Source organism: Luteimonas rhizosphaerae, from assembly GCF_002849595.1.
GTDB lineage: Bacteria > Pseudomonadota > Gammaproteobacteria > Xanthomonadales > Xanthomonadaceae > Luteimonas > Luteimonas cellulosilyticus.
Window position 1 is genome coordinate 144,123 of record NZ_NRQR01000028.1, and the last position, 23,631, is coordinate 167,753.

At 70.8% G+C, this 23,631-nt stretch carries 22 protein-coding genes and 1 pseudogene; 17 read left to right on the top strand and 6 right to left on the bottom strand.

Annotated features, from left to right (window positions below):
• Positions 1 to 70: 70 nt before the first annotated feature.
• The gene (locus CJ022_RS16440; RefSeq protein WP_101927708.1) at positions 71 to 454 is read left to right on the top strand and encodes a c-type cytochrome; all 384 of its coding nucleotides are present in this window, start codon (positions 71 to 73) and stop codon (positions 452 to 454) included.
• A complete protein-coding gene (locus tag CJ022_RS16445) occupies positions 451 to 891 on the top strand; it encodes a c-type cytochrome (RefSeq protein ID WP_233198853.1) in 441 nt (146 codons plus the stop codon). Before CJ022_RS16440 ends, CJ022_RS16445 begins: the two co-directional genes overlap by 4 nt.
• Before the next feature lie 139 nt (positions 892 to 1,030).
• Here CJ022_RS16445 and CJ022_RS16450 read toward each other — a convergent pair whose 3' ends face one another.
• Positions 1,031 to 2,854, bottom strand: a complete 1,824-nt coding sequence (locus tag CJ022_RS16450) for a putative bifunctional diguanylate cyclase/phosphodiesterase (RefSeq protein ID WP_233198854.1) — start codon at positions 2,852 to 2,854, stop codon at positions 1,031 to 1,033.
• 296 nt (positions 2,855 to 3,150) lie between these two features.
• Positions 3,151 to 3,927: pseudogene (locus tag CJ022_RS17720) on the bottom strand (PAS domain-containing protein); the annotation flags it as partial.
• Here CJ022_RS17720 and CJ022_RS16455 point away from each other — a divergent pair.
• Both CJ022_RS16455 and CJ022_RS16460 read left to right on the top strand, forming a co-directional pair.
• Entirely contained in the window at positions 3,868 to 5,280 is a 1,413-nt protein-coding gene (locus CJ022_RS16455; RefSeq protein WP_101927709.1) for a sensor histidine kinase, read from the top strand. The pseudogene CJ022_RS17720 and the gene CJ022_RS16455 sit on opposite strands and share 60 nt — an antisense overlap.
• A gap of 9 nt (positions 5,281 to 5,289) precedes the next feature.
• Entirely contained in the window at positions 5,290 to 7,002 is a 1,713-nt protein-coding gene (locus CJ022_RS16460; protein WP_233198856.1) for an EAL domain-containing protein, read from the top strand.
• A gap of 13 nt (positions 7,003 to 7,015) precedes the next feature.
• Here CJ022_RS16460 and CJ022_RS16465 read toward each other — a convergent pair whose 3' ends face one another.
• The 4 genes from CJ022_RS16465 to flgA all read right to left on the bottom strand — a co-directional run bounded on the left by CJ022_RS16465 (position 7,016) and on the right by flgA (position 9,697).
• Positions 7,016 to 8,182 (bottom strand): ATP-binding protein, encoded by a 1,167-nt coding sequence (locus CJ022_RS16465; protein ID WP_101927711.1) that lies wholly within the window; start codon positions 8,180 to 8,182, stop codon positions 7,016 to 7,018.
• A gap of 102 nt (positions 8,183 to 8,284) precedes the next feature.
• A complete protein-coding gene (locus CJ022_RS16470; RefSeq protein ID WP_101927712.1) occupies positions 8,285 to 8,620 on the bottom strand; it encodes a flagellar protein FlgN in 336 nt (111 codons plus the stop codon).
• The gene (gene flgM / locus CJ022_RS16475) at positions 8,620 to 8,931 is read right to left on the bottom strand and encodes a flagellar biosynthesis anti-sigma factor FlgM (RefSeq protein ID WP_101927713.1); all 312 of its coding nucleotides are present in this window, start codon (positions 8,929 to 8,931) and stop codon (positions 8,620 to 8,622) included. The genes CJ022_RS16470 and flgM overlap by 1 nt, the downstream gene beginning before the upstream one ends.
• Before the next feature lie 88 nt (positions 8,932 to 9,019).
• Positions 9,020 to 9,697, bottom strand: a complete 678-nt coding sequence (flgA, locus tag CJ022_RS16480; protein ID WP_101927714.1) for a flagellar basal body P-ring formation chaperone FlgA — start codon at positions 9,695 to 9,697, stop codon at positions 9,020 to 9,022.
• 95 nt (positions 9,698 to 9,792) lie between these two features.
• Between flgA and CJ022_RS16485 the strand changes: the two genes are divergently transcribed.
• The 13 genes from CJ022_RS16485 (at position 9,793) to CJ022_RS16545 (ending at position 23,457) form a co-directional block, all read left to right on the top strand.
• The gene (locus CJ022_RS16485; RefSeq protein WP_101927715.1) at positions 9,793 to 10,755 is read left to right on the top strand and encodes a chemotaxis protein; all 963 of its coding nucleotides are present in this window, start codon (positions 9,793 to 9,795) and stop codon (positions 10,753 to 10,755) included.
• Positions 10,756 to 10,900: 145 nt separating this feature from the next.
• Entirely contained in the window at positions 10,901 to 11,308 is a 408-nt protein-coding gene (gene flgB / locus CJ022_RS16490) for a flagellar basal body rod protein FlgB (protein WP_101927716.1), read from the top strand.
• 3 nt (positions 11,309 to 11,311) lie between these two features.
• Entirely contained in the window at positions 11,312 to 11,719 is a 408-nt protein-coding gene (gene flgC / locus CJ022_RS16495; protein ID WP_101927717.1) for a flagellar basal body rod protein FlgC, read from the top strand.
• A gap of 14 nt (positions 11,720 to 11,733) precedes the next feature.
• Complete coding sequence (locus tag CJ022_RS16500) at positions 11,734 to 12,405, top strand: flagellar hook capping FlgD N-terminal domain-containing protein (protein ID WP_101927718.1); 672 nt, start codon at positions 11,734 to 11,736, stop codon at positions 12,403 to 12,405.
• Between the two features lie 43 nt (positions 12,406 to 12,448).
• Positions 12,449 to 13,669: a flagellar hook protein FlgE gene (gene flgE, locus CJ022_RS16505; protein WP_101927719.1), complete on the top strand. Its 1,221-nt coding sequence runs from the start codon at positions 12,449 to 12,451 to the stop codon at positions 13,667 to 13,669.
• A gap of 95 nt (positions 13,670 to 13,764) precedes the next feature.
• Positions 13,765 to 14,514: a flagellar basal body rod protein FlgF gene (locus CJ022_RS16510; protein ID WP_101927720.1), complete on the top strand. Its 750-nt coding sequence runs from the start codon at positions 13,765 to 13,767 to the stop codon at positions 14,512 to 14,514.
• 219 nt (positions 14,515 to 14,733) lie between these two features.
• Positions 14,734 to 15,519, top strand: coding sequence for a flagellar basal-body rod protein FlgG (gene flgG / locus CJ022_RS16515; RefSeq protein WP_101927721.1), 786 nt, complete (start codon positions 14,734 to 14,736; stop codon positions 15,517 to 15,519).
• An 8-nt stretch (positions 15,520 to 15,527) separates the two neighbouring features.
• A complete protein-coding gene (gene flgH / locus CJ022_RS16520; RefSeq protein WP_101927722.1) occupies positions 15,528 to 16,241 on the top strand; it encodes a flagellar basal body L-ring protein FlgH in 714 nt (237 codons plus the stop codon).
• An 8-nt stretch (positions 16,242 to 16,249) separates the two neighbouring features.
• Positions 16,250 to 17,368 (top strand): flagellar basal body P-ring protein FlgI, encoded by a 1,119-nt coding sequence (locus CJ022_RS16525; RefSeq protein ID WP_101927723.1) that lies wholly within the window; start codon positions 16,250 to 16,252, stop codon positions 17,366 to 17,368.
• A gap of 1 nt (position 17,369) precedes the next feature.
• Entirely contained in the window at positions 17,370 to 18,527 is a 1,158-nt protein-coding gene (gene flgJ / locus CJ022_RS16530) for a flagellar assembly peptidoglycan hydrolase FlgJ (protein WP_101927724.1), read from the top strand.
• Between the two features lie 9 nt (positions 18,528 to 18,536).
• Positions 18,537 to 20,414 (top strand): flagellar hook-associated protein FlgK, encoded by a 1,878-nt coding sequence (gene flgK, locus CJ022_RS16535; protein WP_101927725.1) that lies wholly within the window; start codon positions 18,537 to 18,539, stop codon positions 20,412 to 20,414.
• Positions 20,411 to 21,613, top strand: coding sequence for a flagellar hook-associated protein FlgL (flgL, locus tag CJ022_RS16540; protein ID WP_101927726.1), 1,203 nt, complete (start codon positions 20,411 to 20,413; stop codon positions 21,611 to 21,613). Before flgK ends, flgL begins: the two co-directional genes overlap by 4 nt.
• A 644-nt stretch (positions 21,614 to 22,257) precedes the next feature.
• Positions 22,258 to 23,457, top strand: a complete 1,200-nt coding sequence (locus CJ022_RS16545) for a flagellin (protein ID WP_101927727.1) — start codon at positions 22,258 to 22,260, stop codon at positions 23,455 to 23,457.
• The last annotated feature ends 174 nt before the right edge of the window (positions 23,458 to 23,631 follow it).

The following is a 23,631-nucleotide window of genomic DNA, read 5'->3' on the forward strand; positions in this document are numbered from 1 at the left end:
CGCGAATCCGCCGCCTGCCACGCATTCAAGACAGCCACGTTCCAGCCATTCAGGATTGCGGATACCCATTATGACGCGACCGCTGACGATCGCCTGTTTCGCCGCCCTCGCCGTGTGTTCGGCCCAGGCGTCGGCCCAGGATTCATCGCCCTCCACCGCCACCGCGCCGGCTGCGACGACGGCCACCGCGGCCCGTCCGGTGGGCGATGCCGCCACCGGCAAGTCGCTTGCCTACACCTGCCAGGGCTGCCACGGCATCGACGGCTACCGCAACGTGTATCCGCACTACCACGTGCCCAAGATCGGCGGCCAGTCCGCCGAATACCTGGTCAACGCGCTGCACGAGTACCAGCGCGGCACCCGCCGTCACCCGACGATGGAGGCCCAGGCCCAGAGTTTCTCGGACCAGGACATCGCCGATATCGCCGCCTTCCTGTCGGAGCTGAAGCCGTGAGCCGTCCCCTGCGCCTGATCGCCCAGACCCTGTCCGTCGCCCTGGCGGCCGCGCTGCTCGCCGCCTGCGGTGGCAGCCCGGATCCCGAAGCACAGGCCGAACACGCCGCGACCTCGGGCTCGTCCGCCGGCCTGCCGCGCGGCAACGTCGACGCCGGCCAGCAGGCCTCGCTGATCAAGAGCGAAGCGACCGGCCAGACCTGCATCGACTGCCACGGCGCCGCCGGCAACGTGCCGCTGGACCCGACCTATCCCAAGATCGGCGGCCAGTTCCGCGACTACCTCGCGCACGCGCTGCAGCAGTACCGCGACGGCACGCGCGATCACGCGCTGATGTCGCAGCAGGCCGCGAACCTGACCGACCAGCAGATCGCCGACCTCGCCGCCTATTTCGCGGCGCAGCCGAGCGAACTGCGGGACCTGCGCGGCGCACACTGACGCCCGGTGGTCCCGATCGACCGACAGGCCGCGCAAGCGGCCTGTCGCGTGTCGGGCGTCGCCTGGATCGCGTTGACGTCGACGACATGCCTTTCTGATCCGCACGCCGTGCCTACCGGCACGGTGTGTCCTGCGCCGATCAGAGCCGGTTGCCGACCAGGTCGGGCTGCGCCTTGAGCCAGCGCGCCATGTCGCGCGGGGGCAGCGGCCGCGAGTACAGGAAACCCTGCACCTCGTCGCAGCCGTAATCGAGCAGCGTGCGCTCGTCGTCCATCGATTCCACGCCCTCGGCCAGCACCTGCATGCGCAGCGCCTTGCCGAGTTGGATGATCGCGCGCGTCACCTCGATCGCGCCGCGCGACCCGCCGAGATCGGCGATGAAGCTGCGGTCGATCTTCAGCCGGTTGATCGGGAAGCGGCTCAGATAGCTGAGGCTGGAGAACCCGGTGCCGAAGTCGTCGATCGCCAACGCCACACCGGCCGCGACCAGGATCTCGAAGCAGTCGCGCATCGCCTCGCTGTCGCGCAGCAGGGTCGATTCGGTGAGTTCCAGTTCCAACCGCGCCGGCGCCAGGCCGGTATCGGCGCAGATCGCCAGTACGCGCGCGGCGAAGCCGGGATCGCGCAGCTGCACGACCGACACGTTGACCGACATGCGGCCGAACTCGATGCCCAGCGCGTCCCAGGCCGACGCCTGGCGACAGGCCTCGCGCAGCACCCAGTCGCCGATCGCGCCGATGTCGCCCGACGCTTCCGCGATCGGGATGAACTCCTCCGGCCCGCACGGGCCCAGGCCCGCGGGGTGCCAGCGCAGCAGTGCTTCGACGCCCGAGACGCGGCGCCGGGTGATGTCGATGAGCGGCTGGTAGGCGAGCGTGAATTCCTCGTGCTCCAGCGCGCCGCGCAGCGCGTGTTCGACGTCCAGTCGCCGGCGCGTGCGCTGCCAGGCGTCGGGACTGTAGAGCTCGATGCGGTTGCGGCCGCCGTGTCGCGCGCCGTGCAGGGCGACGCCGGCGGCGCGCAGCAGTTCGTCGAAGCCGATGTCCTGCGGGATGGGCGCGATGCCGGCATTGATGCCGAAGCGCAGCAGCTCGTCGCCCAGCGGCACCGGCACCGACAGGTCGTCGACGATCCGCTGCGCCGCAGCCGCGGTGTCGTGGCGGCGGTCGCCCTGCCGCAGCAGCACCGCGAACTCGTCCGCGCCGACCCGGCCGAACAGGTCGCCGGCGTCGAGCAGCATGTGCAATCGTGCGGCGACGCTTTTGAGCAGCGCGTCGCCGGCTGCATGCCCGTGCGCTTCGTTGATGCCGCCGAAGCCGGCGATGTCGAGCAGCAGCAGCGCCTGGTAGCGCGCCGGCTCGCAGGCGAGCACGGTTTCGATGTCCTCGCGCAGGCGGGTGCGGTTGGGCAGGCCGGTCAGGGTGTCGTAGTGCGCCAGGCGTTCGATGCGGGCGCTGGCCGCGCGTTCGCGCGAGATGTCGCGGAACAGCACGAGGTAGCGTGGTCGCGTGCCGGCATCGCGCTGGAAATCGACGACGGCCTGGGTCCAGACCTGCTGGCCGTCGGGGCGGTAGAAGCACAGCTCCAGGGTCTCCGCCGGCGCCCCGCTCGCCACCCGGTGCATCGCCTCCTGCAGGCTGTCGCAGGATTCGGTCGTGTAGTGGCCGAGCAGTTCCTCGAGCGACAGCGACTGGCCCTCGCGCCCGTGCAGGCCCGCGCATTCGCCGGTCCACTGCAGCTCGCGCGTTTCGGCATCGATCTCGCAGCCGCCGATGCGCCCCAGTTCGGCGACCCGGCGCAGCAGCTCGGCGCGCCGGCGTGCATCGGCATCGGCCTGACGCTGGACGGTGATGTCCTGCAGCTGCGCGAGGATGCGTGCCGGACGGCCCGGTGACCCGCCCTGCGGCGAGGCCCACAGCTGCAGGTGCAGCGCACCGGAGGCGCCGGCGACCGGCTGCGCCACAGGCGCCGCAGCAGCGCGAACTGGTCGCGATGGCAACTGCGCAGCCACGCGCGGATGGGCAATGCATCGCCCAGTCCGATCCGCGCCCGCAATTCGGGCGCGCACTGCACGCGATCGGCGGCGGCGTCCCAGCTCCAGCTCGACATGCCGGCGAGCCGCTGGGTGTCCTCGACCAGGCGACGCTGCTCGCGCAGGCGCTGTTCCAGCAGCTTCTGGTCGTCGACGACCGTCAGCGAGCCGGTCATTTTCAGCGGCGCGTGCTGCGCGTCGCGGGCGGTGATGCGTCCGCTGGCACGCACCCAGCGCCAGGCCTCACCGTGCCGGCAGCGGTAGTCGCAGGCGTAGCTGGACGTGTGCCCGGCGAGATAGGCACGGATGGTCTCGCGCAGGCGCGGCCGGTCGTCGGGATGGACCTGGCGCTCCATGTCCTCGAAGGTCGCCGGCGTGCCCTCGGGCTGGCCGATCAGCGCATACCAGGTGCCGGTGCCGACGAAGGCGTCGGTGCGGACATCCCAGGCCCACAGCGCGTGGCCGCCGGACTCGGCCGCCTGCAGCCAGTCGTCGACATCGTCGGTCAGCTGGATGCTCAGCGAGAACGCGACCGGCGCGTCCCCGTCGAGCGAGATCGCACGCAGTCTCCCGCGCAGCGGCCTGGCCGCGTCGGGCAGTTCGCAGGCGACGGTGCGCTCGCCGTTGCGCAGGCGGTCGTAGAGCAGTTCCAGCGACGGCGAATGGCGCTCGACCAGCCGGTCCAGCCCACGCCGGGCCGCCGCCGGATTGGCCTGCAGGCAGCGGCCGTCGTGATCGAGCAGCAGCAGACCGTCCGACACCGGATGATCGAAGAGACTCGAGATGACGCCGGCATCCATCTTGTCGCTGCGCTCCGTTGCGGCCCCGCCACGACCGCGGCGTGGTTCCTCGGTCGTTAACGGCGCCCCCGGGAGGAAGTTGAGTCGCCGCCGTGCATCGCGGTTAGACTCGATCGGCAGGAGACGACAGGAGTAACCGCGCGCATGCGCTGCGGAGACAACGCCACAGCCGCCACACGCCAGCAGGCGCGTGCGCTGCAGCATCGGATCGACCGCCTCCACCGGCGCGGACTCCTGGTGATGCCGGTGCTGTGGGCGCCGGCGCTCGTGGCGATCGTCGCCGTCGCCGACGATGCGCGCTGGCAGACTCTCATCGCGGTCGCCTGGATGGCGCTGGCTGCGCTCGGCGTGGCCCTGTGGTGGCGGCGGGCGACGCAGCGGCTGCTGGCCGTGCCTGCCGACACGCCGGCGCTGCCTGCAGCCACTGCGGCGCCGTCTGGCGCGGATGACGCGCGCCCGCGACCGGAGGCGTCGCCCCGCGGGCCGATGCCGCGCGACGGCGATGTGCGCGATGCCGCGCGTCGCGACCTGATGCGCGTGCTGCCCGATGGCGTCTTGCTGCTCGCCGACGGGCGGGTTCTGTATGCGAATCCGGCGGCCGTCGCGGCCTTCGGACACCGCGATGCGGCGATGGTCGGGCTGGCGCTGGACGCGCTCGTCTTCGCCGACGATGCCGCGGCTTTCCGCGACTGGCTGGACCAGGACCACCCGGGCCCGGATGCGCCGCCACGGCGCATGCGCCGCGAGGACGGCAGCGGGTTCCACGCGGCGCTGACCGCCAGCCACATGCGCGATGCCGGCGAAGCCTACCTGTTGCTGGCCGTGCGCGACCTCAGCGACGTGGAACGCATGCGCGACGACCTCGCCGCGCGCAACGACGAACTGCAGGCGCTGGCCGCGCGCATCTTCACCGTGCAGGAGGACGAGCGCCGCGCCCTCTCGCGCGAGTTGCACGACGACATCGGCCAGTCGGTCACGGCGATCAAGCTCTCCGCCGGCAACGTGCTCGACGAACCCGATCCCGAGCGGCGGCGCGACGATCTCGAGGACATCCTGCTGGTCGCCGATGCGACGCTGGAGAAGCTGCGCGACATCTCGGTGCTGCTGCGGCCACCGCAGCTCGATGCGCTCGGCCTCGAAGCGGCGCTGCGCTGGCATGCGGCACGGATGCTGCGCGGCGCCGACCTCGCCGTCGAACTCGACATCGCCGAACTGGCCGAGCGTCCCGCGCGCGAGGTCGAACAGGCCTGCTTCCGGATCGCCCAGGAAGCGCTGACCAACATCGTCCGGCATGCGCGCGCGCGGCGCGTCGCGCTGCGCCTGGTCGATGGCGGCGGCGGCCTGCGCCTGCACGTCGACGACGACGGCGCCGGTTTCCAGCCCGATGCCGCGCGCGGCCTGGGCGTGGTGATCATGCGCGAACGCGCCCAGGGCGTCGGCGGCCACCTCACGGTCTCGTCCGCGCCGCGCCAGGGCACGCGCATCGAGGCCTGGCTGCCGTATCCCTCGCGCGTCGCCGCGTCGACGCGCCACGCCAGCCGCGCGCGACACCACTAGAATCACGCGATGCCAGACCGCCCCGTTCCCCTCGCCCGCCTGGGCGCCGCGCACCCCGTCCTGACGGCGATGCTCGACGACACCGTGGCGCAGGGCACGTCGCTGGTGCTGCTGCATCTGGACATCGACCACTTCGCGTCGGTGAACCAGAACATGGGCTTCGACATCGGCGACGCCGCGCTGGATGCCGTCGGCGCACGCCTGCAGGCGCGGCTCGGCGATCGCGGCACCGTCTGGCGGCACGGCAGCGACGAGTTCATCGCCGCGGCGATGCTGGCCGCCCGCGATGCGGCCGCGGCGGAAGCCGAGGCCGAGGCGCTGGGCCGCGAGCTGGTCGAGGAGATCGAGCGGCCGCTGGAACTGCTGCCCTACGCGCTGTTCCTCGATGCCAAGGTCGGCATCAGCCTTTGCCCCGCGCACGCGACCGAGGCGTCGCGGCTGCTGCATCTGGCCGAGACCGCCGTGCGCCAGGCGTCGCATTCCTCGAACGCGCACGTGCAGATGCACACCAGCGCGCCGATGGAGCGCAGTCCGCACCAGGGCGAAAGCGGCATCGCCCGCAAGATCCTCGACGCGCTGCCCAACGGCGAGTTCCGCCTGCGCTACCAGCCCAAGATCAGTGCGCGCGACGGCCGCGTGATCGGCATGGAGGCGCTGCTGCGCTGGCAGTCGCCGACGCTCGGCCTGCTGTTGCCGGAACGTTTCCTGCCGACCGCCGAGCGCATCGGCGCGATGCTGCAGATCGGCGACTGGATGTGCGAACGCGTGGTCGCGCAGATCCGCGCGTGGCGCGAACAGGGTTTCGACGATTTCTTCGTCGGCATCAACGTGACCACCCAGCAGCTGCTGCATCCCGAGTTCGTCGACCGGCTGCTGGCGCGCATGCAGCAGGCCGGCCTGCCGACCTCGTCGCTGGTGCTCGAGCTCAACGAACGCGCGCTCACGACCAACATCGAAGGCGTGTACCGGGCGGTGTCGGTGCTGCGCCACGAAGGCATCGGCGTGACGCTCGACAACTTCGGCACCGGCGACGCCAGTCTCGGCGCGCTGGTCCGCTATCCGGCCGACATCCTCAAGATCGACCGCAGTTTCATCAATGCGGCGCCGGCCGGCAGCCGCGAGACCGCGATCGTGCGCGCCCTGATCGCGATGGGCCACCAGCTGGGCATGAAGGTCATCGCCAACGGCGTGGAGACCGAGGCGCAGCTGGGCTTTTTACGGCGCGCCGACTGCGACTACTTCCAGGGCTATCTGTTTGGCGAACCGATGAGCGCCGATGCCGCGGGCCAGGCGCTGCGGCGACGCTACCTGCGGCCCGAGCTGTTCACCGCGACCCAGTCCGACCGCACCCTGCTGCTGGTCGACGACGAGGAGAACGTGCTGCGTGCGCTGGTGCGCCTGTTCCGCCGCGACGGCTACCGCGTGCTCGCCACCGGCAACGTCCGCGACGCCTTCGGCCTGCTGGCGACCAACGACGTGCAGGTGATCCTGTCGGACCAGCGGATGTCGGAGATGGACGGCACCGAATTCCTGGGCCGGGTGAAGGTGCTCTATCCCGACACGATCCGCCTGGTGCTGTCGGGCTATACCGACCTCGCGACGGTGACCGATGCGATCAACCGCGGCGCGATCTACCGGTTCCTGACCAAGCCCTGGGACGACAACGCACTGCGCGAGCACATCCTGCAGGCGTTCCGCACCTACGAAAGCCAGCGCGCCTGAGGCGCGCGTCGGCTCAGGCTTCGACCTGCGGCTGGCGCACCGGCAGCACCACGCGGAAGCGGCTGCCGACGCCCGGCGTGCTGTCGACCTCGATGCGGCCGTGGTGCTTGGCGACGATGCCGTAGGAGATCGACAGGCCCAGCCCCGTGCCCTTGCCGACCGGCTTGGTGGTGAAGAACGGATCGAACACGCGCTGCAGCGCCTCGGGCGGAATGCCGCCGCCGGTGTCGGCGAACTCCACCCACACCTGGCCGCCTTCGTGGCCGGTGCGCACGGTGATCGTGCCCTGCTCCTGGATCGCCTGGCCGGCGTTGAGCAGCAGGTTCATGAAGACCTGGTTCAACTCCGAATGCAGGCATTCGATCATCGGCAGCGTGCCGTATTCCTTCTCCAGCGTGGCCTTGTAGCGCAGCTCGTTCCAGACGATGTTGATCGTCGAATCGAGGCCGGCGTGCAGGTCCGCCAGGCGCCAGGCGTGTTCGCGATCGGACCGCGAGAAATCGCGCAGGTCGCGCACGATCCGCGTCACCCGCTCGATGCCCTGCCGCGACTCGCTGAGCAGCTGCGGCAGGTCGCGGCTGATGAAATCGATGTCCAGCCGCTCGCGCGTGGCGTCGATCTCCTCGCGCATCGCGTGCGGATCGTCGGTGCACAGCGCCCGCTCGTAGACGTCGACCAGGGCGAACAGGTTGCCGATGTATTCCTGCAGGCTGCCGAGGTTGGAATGCACGTAGCCGATGGGATTGTTGATCTCGTGCGCGACGCCGGCGGCGAGCTGGCCGATCGACGCGAGCTTCTCGGCCTGCAGCAGCTGCTCCTGCGCGGTGTTGAAGCGCAGGTTGAGTTCTTCGTGGCGCTGCAGCAGTTCGTCGTCGTCCTTGCGGCCGCGGCGCGGGTCCTGCAGCAGCAGCAGGTAGCGGCCGTCCGGCGCGGCGAGCTTGTACAGCCCGACCGTGACCAGGCCGATGTCACCGAAGGCGATGCGGTCGCTCCAGCTGCCGCCCTCGCGGGCCTGCGCCAGCGCCTCGGCCGGCAGCAGGTCGCCCAGCGCGTCGGCGCCCGACCACGCGGGATGCAGCCGTTGCAGCGCCTCGCCGACCGGGTTGGCGTACAGCAGGCAGCCGTCATCGCCGTAGACGAGAACGCCTTCCTCGATGCGGGACAGGACCGAGGTGATCATGGGGTCGGCGTGTGGCGTCGAAGCCGTTGGGGACTGGGACACGGCGCGGCGGATTCCGGAACGCGGGGCGCTCCGATTCTAGACCGCGCGCCGCCGGGGCGCTCAGGCCACCGCGAGGGCGCGGCTGCGGCAGGCCACATCGGTGCGGCCCAGCGCGTCGTAGCCGGGCGCGCTTTCGACCCGGCCCAGGTGCCGCAGCGCCCAGTTGACCTCGCGCCGGCGCCGCGCCAGCAGCGCGCCGTTGGCGCGGTTGAGCTCGGCCAGTTCCTCGAGCGGGCCGGCGAGTTCGCTGGCCGTGCAGAACTCGAGCGCGCGCAACGCGACGATCTTGTCCTGGGTCGAGCGCAGCAGGGCCTCGACGTCGTGGCCGAGCAGTGCCTCGCGTTCGTCCGCGAGGGCACGGGCAAGCCGCTCGATGCTGGCCTGCGCGTCGGACATCAGCCGCCCAGCTGGGCGTCGAGGTCGAGCATGCCCGCGGCGATCGCGCCGGGGTCGATGCGGTACGTGCCGGCGGCCAGCGCGTCGCGGACGGCCTGGACGCGGGCTTCGTCGACGGCCGGGCCGGTCGACATGTCGCGCTGCAGCGCCTGCAGGCTCGCGGCTTCGCCGGTCAGGCGCAGGCTGTCGCCGGCGGCGGCGGCCTCGACGGGCTTGTCGCGGGCTTCGCCGGCGCGGGGCGTCTGCGCGGGCGACAGCGGCGAGGTGCCGCGGACGGCCGGCGCCTGGAATCCATCGATCTTCTGGGTCATGGGAAACATCCTGGCACGCGGGCCATGATTGGGTACGTTGCCGGTATCGGCCGGTCCCCGGGAAGCTTTAGTGCCGATGTCGCGGCGGTCACAGGCCGACCACCACGTCGCCCGACGGGCCGACGACGCCCTGCACCACGCGGCGCGACGACAGGTTCTCGACGCTGACCCGCTCGCTGGCGCCGGCATCGCCGAGCGCACGGCCCGCCATGCGGACTTCGACGCCGGCATTGCGCGAGACGAGCGCGATGGTGTCGCCGCGGCGCACCAGACGCGGGGCGACGAGGTCGTTCGCGGTCAGCACGCTGCCGGCGGCCAGCATACGCCGCGCGGCGCGGCCGACCGCATCGGCCGGATCCGCGACCGCGGCGCCGGCGATGCGGCTGGTGTCCCGCTGCTCGGCGATGAAGAGGTCGGCGGTGATCGTCTCACCGGGGGCCACGCCCCGCGCGAGCACCAGCACGGTCTGGCTGCGGCGCACGCGCACCGGCACATAGAGACGCCACGCATCCGGGCAGCCGACCTCGACGGTGCCGGCGCTGGCGCGCCGCGCCTCCAGCGCCTGCGGGCAGGCCGGCATGCGCAGCGCCGCGTCGAGCGTGGCCTCCGCATCGCCCGCGCCGACCGCGGCCACGGCCGCGGCCTGGATCGACTCGACCGACTGGAACGGCGACGCCACCGCCGCGCCGGCCAGGGACAGGCCCAGCACCAGGGCGACACGCTGGACGAGGCGGGCGTGGAAGGAGCTGTTCGGAGTGGACGACATGCCGCGATTTCCCGGGAACTGGACAGCCGTCCCGTTGCAAGCGGCGTGCCGGATCCGCGTCTCAAGTCCCCGTCCATCGGGCCGATACGGGGACCATGCCGCAGGATCTTCTCGACCGCATCGACCAACGCACCCGCCTCGCCGGCCACAACCGGTTGGCGCTGCTGCTGTTCCGTCTCGGCGGCCGCCAAATTTTTGGCGTCAACGTCTTCAAGGTGCAGGAAGTGCTGCGCCGGCCCTTGCTGTTCCGCGTGCCCGGCCTGCCGATGCAGTTCGCCGGCGTCGCCGACGTGCGCGGCCGCAGCGTGCCGGTGCTGGACCTGGGCCGGGTGATCGGCCATCCCGAGCGCGACGGCGACGAGCTGCCGCCCTATCTGGTGGTCACCGAGTTCAACCGCTCGGTGCAGGGCTTCCTGGTCAGCGGCGTCGAGCGGATCGTCAACATCGCCGTCGAGGACATCCTGCCGCCGCCCGACCTCGGCAGCGAAGGCAGTTACCTGACCGCGGTGACGCGCTACCAGAACGAGCTGATCCAGGTCATCGACGTGGAAAGCGTGCTGGCCGACATTTCCCAGGCGCGCATGGACGCCGACCTGTCGGCCGACTACGCCCTGCCCGCCGACGCCCCGCCGATGCAGGTGCTGGTGGTCGACGATTCCCGCGTCGCGCGCCAGCAGATCCGCAGCGTGCTCGACCAGCTCGGCGTCGGCGTCAGCCTGCTGTCGGACGGCCGCCAGGCGCTGGACCACCTCTTGCAGCTGCACGCCTCGGGCGAGCCGCCGTCTCAGCGCTACGCGATGATCGTGTCCGACATCGAGATGCCGGCGATGGACGGCTACACCCTGACGACCGAAATCCGTCGCCATCCCGGCCTGGCGGACCTGTACGTGCTGCTGCACACCTCGCTGTCGGGCGTGTTCAACACCTCGATGGTGCAGAGCGTCGGCGCCGACGCCTTCGTCGCCAAGTACAGCCCGCACGATCTCGCCGACGAGGTCCTGCGCCGGCTGCACGAGGTCGCCGAGGCCGCCGGCGGGACCCACGTCCCGCGCAGCTGAGGCCTGGCGGCCCGCGCCACGGCACGCGCCGGACACCACCGCGCCGGGGGATCGCCCGCGGCCCGGACCCGCTCCCGCCCCTACCGTACGCCGTCGTGGCACGCCGCTTGCAGCGCATCGGGCAGGCGTTGCAGGGAGTCCGTCCATGTCCAATCCGATCTCGTCCTACCTCGGGCTCCAGGCCGATGCGCTGCCGTTGCGCGAGCAGCGCATGAAGCTGATCGCCAGCAACCTGGCGAACGCCGACACGCCCGGCTACCAGGCGCGCGACCTCGACTTCAATGCCGCCCTCGCCAATGCCGCCCGCACCCGCGAAGCCGGCCCGCAGCCGCTGGACGGCCTGCGCGGCAACCACATCCCCTTGCCCGGCAGCGACGCCATGGAGCCTTTCGCGATCGCCCGCGTCGCCGCCCAGGCCAGTCTCGACGGCAACAGCGTCGACCCCGATGCCGAGCGCGCCGCCTACGGCCGTGCGGCGCTCGAATACCGCGCCTCGCTGAGCTTCCTCGAGTCGAAGGTCCGCACCCTCCTGACCGCCATCACGGGACAGTAAGCCATGAGCAACCTGCCGATCTTCGACGTCGCCGGCTCCGCGCTGCAGGCGCAGTCCGTGCGCCTGAGCACGCTGGCCAGCAACCTCGCCAACGCCGATTCCGTCGCCGGATCGCCCGACCAGGTCTACAAGCCGCTCGAACCGGTGTTCCGCGCGACCGCGCACGGCAGCGACCCCGCCCTGACCGGCGTGCAGGTCGCCGGCATCGTCGAGCGCGACAACCCACCGATCCAGCGCTACGAACCCGGCCATCCGCTGGCCGACGAACAGGGCTACGTCTACTCGCCCGACGTCGACCCGGTCTCGCAGATGGTCAACATGATTTCCGCCTCGCGCAGCTACCAGGCCGGCGTCGAGATGCTGAACACCGCCAAGGAACTGGCGGTCGCCACCCTGAGCATGGGCCGCTGAGGCCCGGAGCACGCATGAGCACGATCGGCAGCGACATCTACAGCAGCCTCGGCCTGACCGGCAACGCCGGCACGCCCGACGCGAAGAAGGACGAGTCCCTCGGCCAGGCGGATTTCCTGCGCCTGATGACCGAGCAGCTCAAGCACCAGGATCCGCTCAAGCCCATGGAGAACAGCGCGTTCCTCGGCCAGCTGGCGCAGTTCTCGACGGTCCAGGGCATCCAGGACCTCAACAGCAGCGTCAACGGCTTCTCGGGCGCGATGGCCAGCGACCAGCTGCTGCGCGGCGCGACGATGGTCGGCCGCGAGGTCGTGCTGCCGTCGGCGAAGCTGGCGCTGCCGGCCGAAGGCGAGACCACGGGTCTGGTCGCGGTGAACGGGCCGGGCAACGTGACCTTCGAGGTCACCGACGCCAACGGCACGCCGGTGCGCCAGTTCAGCGTGCCGGCGACCGCCGCGGGCGAAGTCGCCTTCGCCTGGGACGGCACCAACACCGCCGGCGAGCGCCTGCCCGCGGGCACCTACGGCATCACCGCCAAGCACGCCAGCAGCGCCGGCGAGACCACCACGCTGAGCACCTACGTCAAGGCCAAGGTCGACAGCGTGTCGGTCGGATCCGACGGCCTCTACCTCGATCTGCACGGCCTCGGCACGGCGCCGATCGGCTACGTCCTGCGCGTCAACTGACGCCTTCCTTCCTGTACCGCGCACGCCTTCCACGGAGTCTGTCATGAGCTTCAATACCTCGTTGTCCGGGATCAACGCCGCCAGTGCCGATCTCAACGTCACCGCCAACAACATCGCCAACGTCAACACGACCGGCTTCAAGGAGTCGCGCGCGGAATTCGCCGACCTGTTCTCCAGCACCGCCTACGGCCTGTCGCGCAACGCGATCGGTTCGGGCGTGAAGCTCAGCAACGTCGCGCAGCAGTTCTCGCAGGGCAACATCAACCCGACCGGCCGCAACCTCGACATGGCCGTCGACGGCGAGGGCTTCTTCACCCTCAACCAGAACGGCGCCCGCCTCTACAGCCGCGCCGGCAACTTCCAGACCGACAACCAGGGCTTCATCGGCACGCCGGAAGGCGCGCGCCTGCAGGTCTATCCGCCGAACGACCAGGGCGGCTTCGACATCGGCCGCCTGACCGACCTGCAGCTGCTGACGACCGACAGCCCGCCGCGCGCGACGACCGGCGTGGACCTGTCGTTCACCCTGCCCGGCAATGCACAGCCGCCGACCATCGCCGCCTTCGATCCGTCCGAGCCCAACAGCTACAACGCCTCGAGCGGCGGCGTGACCGTGTTCGATTCGCTGGGCGTGGCCCACGTGCAGACCTCGTACTTCGTCAAGACCGCGAATCCCAACGAGTGGGCCGTCCACAGCTATGTCGACGGTGCGCCGGTCGGCACGCCGGCGACGCTGCAGTTCTCCGACACCGGCTCGCTGGTCACGCCCGCCGACGGCCGCATCGCGCTCGGCGCGTTCGCGCCGCCGACCGGCGCCGGCTCGATGGATCTCACCCTCGACGTCACCGGCTCCACCCAGTACGGCAGCGGCTTCCAGCTGCGCAACAACAACCAGGACGGCTACGCGTCCGGCAAGCTCAACGAGATCAGCATCTCCGCCGATGGCGTGGTGTTCGCGCGGTATTCCAACGGTGCCGACACCGCGCTGGGCCAGGTCGCGTTGACGACGTTCGTCAACCCGCAGGGCCTGCAGAAAGAAGGCAACAACGCCTGGGGCGAGAGCTACGCATCCGGCGCGCCGCGCACCGGCGTGCCCGACAGCTCGGACTTCGGCCAGATCCAGTCCGGCGCGCTGGAATCGTCGACGGTCGACCTGACCGAGCAGCTGGTCAGCATGATCGTGTCCCAGCGCAACTTCCAGGCCAACGCCCAGATGATCTCGACGCAGGACCAGGTCACCCAGACGGTCATCAACATCCGCTGATGACCGCGGGTCTCCGGCGCGCGGCGTCGGGCGTCCCCTAGGCGCCCGGCCCGCGCGACCGGCTTTTCTTCCTTCGAACCCGGACGCCGGCCGCCATGGACAAAGCCCTCTACGTCGCGATGAGCGGTGCCCGCTCGACCCTGCAGGCGCAGGGCACGGTCGCGCACAACCTCGCCAACGCCGACACCGCCGGCTTCAAGGCGGCGCTGTCGAACACCCAGGCCTACCGGATCCCGGGCGGCGAGCATGCGTCGCGCATCGACGCGATGCACATCGACCAGGGTTTCAACAGCCGCCTGGGCACCCAGCGCGTGACCGGCAACGCGCTCGACGTGTCGCTGCGTCCTGATCGCTGGCTCGCGGTGCAGTCGCCCGACGGCGGCGAGGCCTATACCCGCGCCGGAAATCTGTCGCTGACCCCGAACGGCCAGCTGGTCACCGCCGGCGGCCATCCGCTGATCGACGAGAACGGCATGCCGTTCACCGTGCCGCCGCACCAGGCGATGGAGATCGGCCAGGACGGCACCGTGTCGATCGTGCCGCTGGGCGAAGGCCCGCAGACGCTGGCCGTGCTCGGCCGCCTGCGCGTGGTCGACGCGACCCCGGAGCGCCTGGCGCGCGGCCTCGACGGCCTGATGCGCAACGTCGACCCGCAGCTGCCGTTGGCGCAGGCCCCCGGCGACGTCATGGCGACGGGCACGCTGGAAGGCAGCAACGTCGACACCACCGGCGCGCTGGTGCAGATGATCCAGCTGCAGCGGCAGTTCGAGATGCAGGTGAAGCTGATCCAGCGCGGCGACGACAACGCCCAGGCCGCGAACAGCCTGCTGCGCCTCGGCGGCTGAGCCGGGCGCGCCAGCGTTCACCGGAGCGCGAACGCGCCCCCCTTTTCGCGCGCGGCGAGGTCCGGCAGCTCATGCCCCTCACGCGCGGGCGCACGCCTGCGAACGAAGGGCGAGGCGTCGTCGCTCCGTTGCCTCGATTCCCGGATTCCGCGCGTCCTGGCACGGCGATTGCAACAGTCCTTTCGACGGCGCCGATGCGCCCGCACCGAGGAACGACCGATGAACCAGGCTCTGTGGGTGGCGAAGACCGGACTGGACGCGCAGCAGACGCGCATGTCGGTCGTGTCCAACAACCTCGCCAACACCAACACCACCGGCTTCAAGCGCGACCGCGCCAATTTCGAGGACCTGCTGTACCAGCAGGTGCGCCAGCCCGGCGGCGCGACGTCGGCGCAGACCCAGCTTCCGTCGGGCCTGCAGCTCGGCACCGGCGTGCGCGTGGTCTCGACCGCCAAGGACTTCGCCCAGGGCAACCCGCAGCAGACCGGCCGCGCGCTCGACGTCATGGTCAACGGCCGCGGCTTCTTCGAGGTCATGCTGCCCGACGGCACCTCGGCCTACACCCGCGACGGCAGCTTCCAGATCAGCCCGCAGGGCGAGCTGGTGACCTCGAGCGGGTTCGCGGTCCAGCCCGGCATCCAGATCCCGGAAGGCGCGCAGTCGATGACCATCGGCCAGGACGGCACGATCACCGCGCAGATCGCGGGCGAAGCGCAGGGCATCGAGATCGGCGCGCTCACCATCACCGACTTCATCAATCCCGCGGGCCTGCAGGCCCGCGGCGAGAACCTGTATCTGGAAACCACGGCCTCCGGCCCGGCCCAGAACGGCACGCCCGGCCTCAACGGCCTGGGCCTGATCGAACAGGGCGCGCTGGAAGGCAGCAACGTCAACGTCGTCGAGGAGCTGGTCAGCATGATCGAGACCCAGCGCGCCTACGAGATGAACGCCAAGGCGATCTCGGCGACCGACTCGATGCTGGGCTACCTCAACAACAACGTCTGAGTGCCGTCATGACCCGTCTCCCGTTCCGCCATCTCCCCATCGCCCCGCTGGCGCTGGTCCTGCCCGTTCTGCTGACCGCCTGCGTGGCGGCCGGCGACGTACGCCCGTTCCCGGCCATGGTGGCGACGCCGCCGGCGGTGGTGCCATATGGGCAGGCGACCCAGGGCGCGATCTACCAGGGCGCCATCTACCAGGGCGGCGGCGGGCTGTCGCTGTTCGGCGACCGGCGTGCGCGCGATGTCGGCGACCTGCTGACGATCCAGCTGGTGGAATCCACCACCGCGCAGACCGCAGCCGGGACCCAGATCGGCAAGGAAAGCAGCCTCGACATCGGCGCGCCGAACGTCTTCGGTGCGCCGGTCACGCTCAATGGGCGCGACATCCTCAGCGCGTCGGCCGCCGGCGCGCGCGATTTCGACGGCAACGGCCGCAGCACCCAGAGCAACCGCCTGCAGGGCAGCGTCACGGTGACCGTCATCCAGCGCCTGCCCAACGGCAACCTCGTCGTCGAGGGCAGCAAGCAGATGCGCCTCAACCAGGGCAACGAACTGGTCCAGGTGCAGGGCATCGTGCGACCCGCGGACATCGGCCCCGACAACACCATCCCGTCGAGCCGCGTCGCCGACGCCCGTATCGCCTACGGCGGACGCGGCGCGATCGCGCAGTCCAATTCGATGGGCTGGCTCGGCCGGTTCTTCAATTCCCGTCTGGCCCCCTACTGAGCCCCGCCATGCGCACCGCCTCCCTGCTCCGCCTGTTCGTCGCGCTCGCCCTGGCGGCCACGCTGCTCGCGCCCGCATCCGCCCAGGAACGCATCAAGGACCTCGCCTCCGTGGGCGGCGTGCGCGGCAATGCGCTGGTCGGCTACGGCCTCGTCGTCGGCCTCGACGGCAGCGGCGACCGCACGAGCCAGGCGCCCTTCACCGTGCAGAGCCTGCGCAACATGCTCAACGAGCTGGGCGTCACGGTGCCGACGAACGTCAACCCGCAGCTGAAGAACGTCGCCGCGGTCGCGATCCACGCCGAACTGCCCGCCTTCGCCAAGCCGGGCCAGACCATCGACATCACCGTGTCCTCGATCGCCAATGCGGTGTCGCTGCGCGGCGGCACGCTGCTGATGGCGCCGCTGAAGGGCGCCGATGGGCAGATCTACGCGATCGCCCAGGGCAGCCTGGTGGTCGGCGGTTTCGGCGCCGAAGGCCGGGACGGCTCGCGCGTGTCGGTGAATATCCCCAGCGTCGGTCGGATTCCGAACGGTGCGATGGTCGAGCGTGCGCTCGCCGGCGTCGTCGGCGACTACGGCGAGCTGACCCTGAATCTCAACCGCGCCGACTTCAGCACGATGGCCAGCATGGTCTCGGCGCTCGACGCGCGCTTCGGCCCCGGCACCGCGCGTGCGGTCGATGGCGTCACTGTGGCCGTGCGCGCGCCGGACGATCCGGGCGCGCGGATCAACTTCCTCGCCCAGGTCGAGAACGTGCAGATCCGCCCGGGCACGGCGCCGGCCAAGGTCATCGTCAATTCGCGCACCGGCACCGTCGTCATCGGTTCGAACGTCTCGGTGCTGCCGGCCGCGATCGCCCACGGCTCGCTCAGCGTGACAATCACCGAAAGCCTCAACGTCAGCCAGCCCGAGGCGTTCGGCCGCGGCGAGACCGTCGTGACGCCACAGTCCGACATCGACATCGCCGCCGACGGCAGTCGCATGTTCAAGTTCGCCGGCGGCACCTCGCTCGACGAGATCGTGCGCGCGGTCAACGCCGTCGGCGCCGCGCCGGGCGACCTGATCGCGATCCTCGAAGCGCTGAAGCAGGCCGGCGCGCTGCGCGCGGAGCTCGAGGTCATCTGACATGCGCATCGCGCCCGCGCCCCTCGAACTCGCCCCCGCGACCCGCCCCGATGCCACGCGCATCGACCAGGCGGCGCGCGAGTTCGAAGGCGTGTTCGCGCAGATGCTGATCAAGAGCATGCGCGACGCGAGCTTCGGCGACGCGCTGTTCCCGGGCGAGAACCAGCTCTACCGCGATCTCTACGACCAGAAACTGGCCAAGTCGCTGACCGAGGGCGACGGCCTGGGCCTGGCGAAATCGATCGCGCGCCAGCTCGGTGGCGACGCAGGTCCGGCGCCGGTGCTCGACACCACCCTGGCGCCCGCCGCCGGCGCGAGCCGCATTGGCCACCTGCTGCCCGACAGCGCGACCGCGCGCACGCTCGACCTGATCGCCGGCATCGACACGCGCGGATCGGGTCGCGCGCCTTCGGATGCGCCGGACGCCGCCATGCAGTCGCCGATGGACGGCTTCATCGAACAGCTGATGGCCCGCGGCCAGGCGACCGCCGAGACGGTCGGCCGCGCGGCGTCGTCGATCGGCACCGCCGTCGGCCGGATTCCCGAGGCCGTCGAAGCCGCGTCGCGCGCCGCCGTCGAACATCTCGGGGCACGCACGCCGGAAGGTTTCGTCGCCTCGATCTGGTCGCACGCGCAGGACGCCGCGCGCGAACTCGGCGTCGACGCGCGGGCGCTGGTCGCCCAGGCGGCGCTCGAGACCGGCTGGGGCCGGCGCATGATCCAGCGCGGCGACGGCGCGACCGCGCACAACCTGTTCGGCATCAAGGCGACCGGCTGGAAAGGCGAGCGCGCCGCCGCCAACACCCACGAATACACCAACGGCGTGCGCCATTCCGAGCGCGCCGACTTCCGCGCCTACGCGTCGCCGGCCGAGAGCTTCGCCGACTACGTGCAGCTGCTCAAGCGCAGCCCGCGCTACCGCGAAGCGCTCGATGCCGGCACCGACGTGCGCCATTTCGCCGGCGCCCTGCAGCGCGCCGGTTATGCGACCGACCCGAAATACGCCGACAAGATCAGCGCGATCGCCAACGGGCCGACGATGGGCCGCGCGCTGTCGACGATCTCCCGCTTCGCGAACGTGCCGGCCGACAGCGCGCCGACGCCCCCCCACCGCTTCGCCGATGCCGTCGACGGCGCCGGCCACGCGCGTCTCCGATAGGTCCGCCCCATGGCCAGCATCCTCTCCACCGGCAGCAGCGCCCTGATCGCGTTCCAGCGCGCCCTGGCGACCGTCAGCCACAACGTCGCCAACCTCAAGACGCCGGGCTACAGCCGCCAGCAGGCCGACTTCGAGACGCGCACGCCGATGTACACCGGCGTCGGCTACATCGGCACCGGCACCCAGATCAGCGACATCCGCCGGGTCACCGACGACCTGGCGAATGCGCGGCTGATCGACAGCGGCGGCGAGCTCGCGCGGTTGCAGCAGCTGTCCTCGCTGTCGGACCGCGTCGACGGGTTGATGTCCGACAAGGCGACCGGCGTCGCCGGTCTGTGGTCCAACTTCTTCGATTCGGTCAGCGCGCTGTCGTCGAACGCCAGCGGCGCCGCGCAGCGCCAGAGCATGCTCGGCGACGCGCAGGCGCTGACCACGCGTTTCCACCAGATGCAGGGCCAGTTCGATCAGCTCGGCACCGAGGTCGACAGCGGCCTCATCGCCGGCGCGGGCGAGGTCAACCGGCTGACCCAGGAAATCGCCAAGCTCAACGGCCAGATCGGCAGCGCGGCGTCCGCGTCCCCCGACATGCTCGACCGCCGCGACCAGCTGATCACCGAACTGGTCGGCTGGACCGGCGGCAGCGCGGTGCAGCAGGACGGCGGCGCGATCAACGTGTATTCGGCGGGCGGCCAGCCGCTGGTCGTCGGTGGCCAGGCCTCGAAGCTGACCACGGTGGCCGACCCCTTCCAGCCCGAGCGCCGGCAGATGGCGCTGGAGACGCCGGGCCAGACCATCCGCATCGACGAACGCGCGATGGGCGGCCGCATCGGCGGCCTGCTGGAATTCCGCAGCCAGGTCCTGGACCCGACCCGCGCCGAACTCGGCCGCATCGCGCTCGGCCTGGCAACCGGCTTCAACGCCGGCCATGCCGCCGGTGTCGACCAGTACGGCGCGCTGGGCGGCGATTTCTTCAGCATCTCCCCGCCGATCGCCTCGCCGCATGCGGGCAACGGCGGCAACGCGCAGCTGTCGGCCAGCGTGGCCGATGTCGGCGCGGTCGACGGCCGCAACGTGATCCTGCAGTGGCGCGACGGCGCGTGGTCGGCGACCGACGCGGCGACCGGCAGTGCGGTGGCGATGCAGGGCACCGGCACCGCGGCCGATCCGCTGCGGGTCGGCGGCATGGCCGTTGTGATGTCGGGCACGCCGCAGGCGCAGGACCGGTTCCTGCTGCAGCCGACCTCGCAGGTCGCAGGCAACCTGTCGGTCGCGATCACGGACCCGTCCCGGATCGCCGCCGCGACCCCGGTGCGGGTGGAAGCCGCGCTGGACAACCTCGGCACGGGCAAGCCGTCGGGCGTGCGCGTCGACCAGGCCGGCAATCCCGACCTGCTGGCGCCGGCCTCGCTGGAGTTCCTCGACGGCGACCAGTACATGCTCGACGGCGAAGGCCCCTTCCCCTACACCGCCGGCCAGCGCATCGAAGCCAATGGCTGGTCGTTCGCGCTCGACGGCATTCCGGCCGCGGGCGACCGCTTCGAGGTGCGGCCGACCGGCGCCGGCTCCAGCGACAACGGCAATGCCGCGCGCCTGGCCGGCTTCGATGATCTCGCCACGCTCGATGGCGGCAGCCTCAGCCTCAACAACGCGATCGCCGGCCTGACCACATCGGTCGGTTCGGCCGCGCGCCACGCCAGCTACGCGGTCGAAGCACAGACCGTGCTGCACGGCAACGCCCAGGCGGCGCGCGACAGCATCTCGGGCGTCAATCTCGACGAGGAAGCCGCGAACATGCTCCAGCTGCAGCAGGCCTACCAGGCGGCGGCGCAGATCATCTCCACCGCCGACACCCTCTTCCAGTCCGTGCTGGGCGCGGTGCGCCGATGAGCAACCGCATCTCCACCACGATGCTCTACCAGCAGTCGCTGGCGTCGATGCAGACCAAGCAGACATCGCTGGCGCGCATCCAGCAGCAGCTCAATACCGGCCAGAAACTGATCACCGCCAAGGACGATCCGGTCGGCGCCGGCTCGGCCGTCGGCCTGGACCGCGCGCTCGCCGAGCTCGAACGCTTCGGCAAGAACGGCGACACCATCCGTCACCGCCTCGGCATGCAGGAGAACGCGCTGGCGCAGGCCGGCGACGTCATGGGCCGGATCACCGAACTCACGGTGCGCGCCAACAGCGCCTCGCTGTCGGACGCCGACCGCCAGGCGATCGCGATCGAGGTCACCAGCCTGCGCGACAGCCTGTTCGATATCGCCAACAGCCCCGACGGCAGCGGGCGCTATCTGTTCGGCGGCACCCAGGACGGCAGCCCACCGTTCGCGCGCGCCAATGGCGGCGTCAGTTATGTCGGCGACCAGACCCAGCGCCAGGTCGAGGTCGCGCCGCAGCTGTTCGTGACCGAGACGCTGCCCGGCAGCGAAGTGTTCCTGCGCGTGCGCACCGGCGACGGCCGCATCGATGCAGGCGCCGATGCGGGCAATACCGGCACCGGCCGGATCGGCAGCTTCAACGTCGCCGATTCGACGGCCTGGGACGGCGGCAGCTACCGCATCGGCTTCGCCGCGGACGGCGCCTACGAGGTCACCGACGCGGCCGGCGACGTCGTCGCCAGCGGCGTGCATGCCGCCGGCGATGCGATCGTCGTCAACGGGGTGCGACTGGTGCTCGACGGCACGCCGGCCGACGGCGACAGCTTCGAGATCGGTCCCGCGGGCACGCGCGACATGTTCGCCACGATCGACAACCTGCTCGGCGCGCTGTCGCAGGAACCGCCCACCGACGCGCAGCGCACCGCGCAGCAGAACGCACTGCAGGGCGCGATGCGCGACATCGCCACGGCCCAGGAACACCTGATCGACGCCCGCGCCAGCGGCGGGTCCCAGCTCGCCGCGCTCGACAACGCCGACGGCCTGCGCGATGCGCAGGGCCTGACGATCGAGACCACGCTGTCGGGACTGCGCGATCTGGATTACGTGGAAGCCATCTCGCGCTTCAATCTCGAGAAGGTCGCACTCGAAGCCGCGCAGCTGAGTTTCATGCAGATCCAGCGCCTGTCGCTGTTCGACCTGTTGCGCTGATCGTTCGATCGCGCACGCAGTCGACTGCGTGCGCCACTGTTGGGATCGATGCGCGCCATGCGCGCCACCCTGCATTGCGCTTTCGTCTTCTTCCCTGTCGCATGCGACGTCGCACGCGATGCGACAGCGCGCCGATGACGTTCCCTGTCGCTCGTTGCGTGTCGCGTCAGCGTGCACGCGTATCGACGCAAGCCCTCGCAATGCAACGTGTGCCCGGGACATCGACGCCGCCTTGCGCGTCGGGATGCGGACGACGCCCGCTCGCGTCCCGATGACGCAGCCGACCAGCGCATTGCGCGCACACAGTCCGATCATTGCGACGCGATGGGCCCGTGACCATTCGCGCCGCGTGCGATTGGGCGCGTGCGCAGACGCCACGGCGAGCCATCGTCGCGGCGCGGCCGATCCGCGACACCCGCTTTCCATGCTGTTTCCGCAGCGACCCGAGCGTCCGCCATCACCGCGTACACGGGAAACGCCGCGCGCCCGGCGGTCGCTCTGCAGAAAAACGACACAGGCCCTAAAGCCCGGCGACAGGGTGCCGTTATTGGCTACAGCAGAGGACAGGGCCACAACGGCAACTCCCTGCAGCGCCACCGGCCAGGCCCTGTTCCCGTGCCGGATTCCCAACCCAGGAGACCTGCATCATGTCCGTCATCAACACCAACACCATCTCGCTGAACGCCCAGCGCAACCTGGCCACCAACTCGGCCAGCCTGTCGACCTCGATCCAGCGCCTGTCGTCGGGCCTGCGCATCAACAGCGCCAAGGACGACGCCGCCGGCCTCGCGATCTCCGAGCGTTTCACCACCCAGATCCGCGGCATGAACCAGGCCGCCCGCAACGCGAACGACGGCATCTCGCTGGCGCAGACCGCCGAAGGCGCGCTGGGCGAGATCGGCAACAACCTGCAGCGCATCCGTGAGCTGGCCGTGCAGTCGCGCAACGCCACCAACTCCGAGTCCGACCGTCAGGCGCTGAACGCCGAAGTCACGCAGCTGAAGTCGGAAATCCAGCGCGTGTCGGACCAGACCTCGTTCAACGACAAGAAGCTGCTCGACGGTTCGTTCACCGCCCAGGCCTTCCAGGTCGGCGCCAACCAGGGCCAGACCATCGAGATCTCGTCGATCGCCAACGCCAACATCGCGCAGCTCGGCACCTGGACCTCGGTCGACACCCCGTCGACGTCCGGCGCGTCCGGCGCGTTCACCGCGGCCACGCTGGCTGATACCGAAGAATTCACGTTCGCGGTCGATGGCGTCGAAGTCCTGAACGTGACCGCAGCGGCGGACGACACCGCGGTCACCGCGGCCGACATCGACACCGCGCTGGCGTCCACGGCCGTCCGTGACGACCTGACCGCGGCCGGCATCACCGTCAGCGGCACCGCGGCGGCCGGCACGCTGGCCTTCAGCAAGGCCGACGGCAGCGCGTTCGACATCGAGCTGACCAGCGACGACGCGGCGGCCGGTTTCGCCACCGCATCGTTCGTCGGCACGCAGGACAACGGTGTCGAAGGCGCGGCGCAGACCGGCTTCGCCGACCTGGACATCTCGTCCGCCGAAGGCGCCGACAACGCGATCCTCGCGATGGACGCCGCGCTGAAGGCAGTCAACTCCTCGCGCGCCGACCTGGGTGCGGTGCAGAACCGCTTCAGCTCGGTCGTCGCGAACCTGCAGACCGGTTCGGAGAACCTGTCGGCCTCGCGCAGCCGCATCATGGACACCGACTTCGCCAAGGAAACCGCCGAGCTGTCGCGCACCCAGGTGCTGCAGCAGGCCGGTACGGCGATGCTGGCCCAGGCCAACCAGCTGCCGCAGAACGTGCTCAGCCTGCTGCGCTGAGTCCTGGCGAGACGGCGGCGAGGTCGATCCCGGCCTCGCCCGCCTTCGAAGACCTCCGGCGTTCGCCGGGGGTTTTTTTTTGCCGGTCGACGGGTGACGTTCCATCTGTCGCGGCGCGCCCGCGCGCGACCGGCCTATGGGCCAGTGCGACCAGGCCATGTGCCCGCGCGAGCG

Bases quoted from the DNA above. Each gene is read 5' to 3' on its own strand.
- flgA (WP_101927714.1), bottom strand. From the start codon at position 9,697: ATGTCGTCCACTCCGAACAGCTCCTTCCACGCCCGCCTCGTCCAGCGT.
- flgB (WP_101927716.1), top strand. From the start codon at position 10,901: ATGTCCAATCCGATCTCGTCCTACCTCGGGCTCCAGGCCGATGCGCTG.
- CJ022_RS16465 (WP_101927711.1), bottom strand. From the start codon at position 8,182: ATGATCACCTCGGTCCTGTCCCGCATCGAGGAAGGCGTTCTCGTCTAC.
- flgK (WP_101927725.1), top strand. From the start codon at position 18,537: ATGGCCAGCATCCTCTCCACCGGCAGCAGCGCCCTGATCGCGTTCCAG.
- flgG (WP_101927721.1), top strand. From the start codon at position 14,734: ATGAACCAGGCTCTGTGGGTGGCGAAGACCGGACTGGACGCGCAGCAG.
- CJ022_RS16510 (WP_101927720.1), top strand. From the start codon at position 13,765: ATGGACAAAGCCCTCTACGTCGCGATGAGCGGTGCCCGCTCGACCCTG.
- flgM (WP_101927713.1), bottom strand. From the start codon at position 8,931: ATGACCCAGAAGATCGATGGATTCCAGGCGCCGGCCGTCCGCGGCACC.
- flgH (WP_101927722.1), top strand. From the start codon at position 15,528: ATGACCCGTCTCCCGTTCCGCCATCTCCCCATCGCCCCGCTGGCGCTG.
- flgJ (WP_101927724.1), top strand. From the start codon at position 17,370: ATGCGCATCGCGCCCGCGCCCCTCGAACTCGCCCCCGCGACCCGCCCC.
- CJ022_RS16485 (WP_101927715.1), top strand. From the start codon at position 9,793: ATGCCGCAGGATCTTCTCGACCGCATCGACCAACGCACCCGCCTCGCC.
- CJ022_RS16470 (WP_101927712.1), bottom strand. From the start codon at position 8,620: ATGTCCGACGCGCAGGCCAGCATCGAGCGGCTTGCCCGTGCCCTCGCG.
- CJ022_RS16460 (WP_233198856.1), top strand. From the start codon at position 5,290: ATGCCAGACCGCCCCGTTCCCCTCGCCCGCCTGGGCGCCGCGCACCCC.
- CJ022_RS16500 (WP_101927718.1), top strand. From the start codon at position 11,734: ATGAGCACGATCGGCAGCGACATCTACAGCAGCCTCGGCCTGACCGGC.
- CJ022_RS16440 (WP_101927708.1), top strand. From the start codon at position 71: ATGACGCGACCGCTGACGATCGCCTGTTTCGCCGCCCTCGCCGTGTGT.
- CJ022_RS16525 (WP_101927723.1), top strand. From the start codon at position 16,250: ATGCGCACCGCCTCCCTGCTCCGCCTGTTCGTCGCGCTCGCCCTGGCG.
- flgE (WP_101927719.1), top strand. From the start codon at position 12,449: ATGAGCTTCAATACCTCGTTGTCCGGGATCAACGCCGCCAGTGCCGAT.
- flgC (WP_101927717.1), top strand. From the start codon at position 11,312: ATGAGCAACCTGCCGATCTTCGACGTCGCCGGCTCCGCGCTGCAGGCG.
- CJ022_RS16455 (WP_101927709.1), top strand. From the start codon at position 3,868: ATGCGCTGCGGAGACAACGCCACAGCCGCCACACGCCAGCAGGCGCGT.
- flgL (WP_101927726.1), top strand. From the start codon at position 20,411: ATGAGCAACCGCATCTCCACCACGATGCTCTACCAGCAGTCGCTGGCG.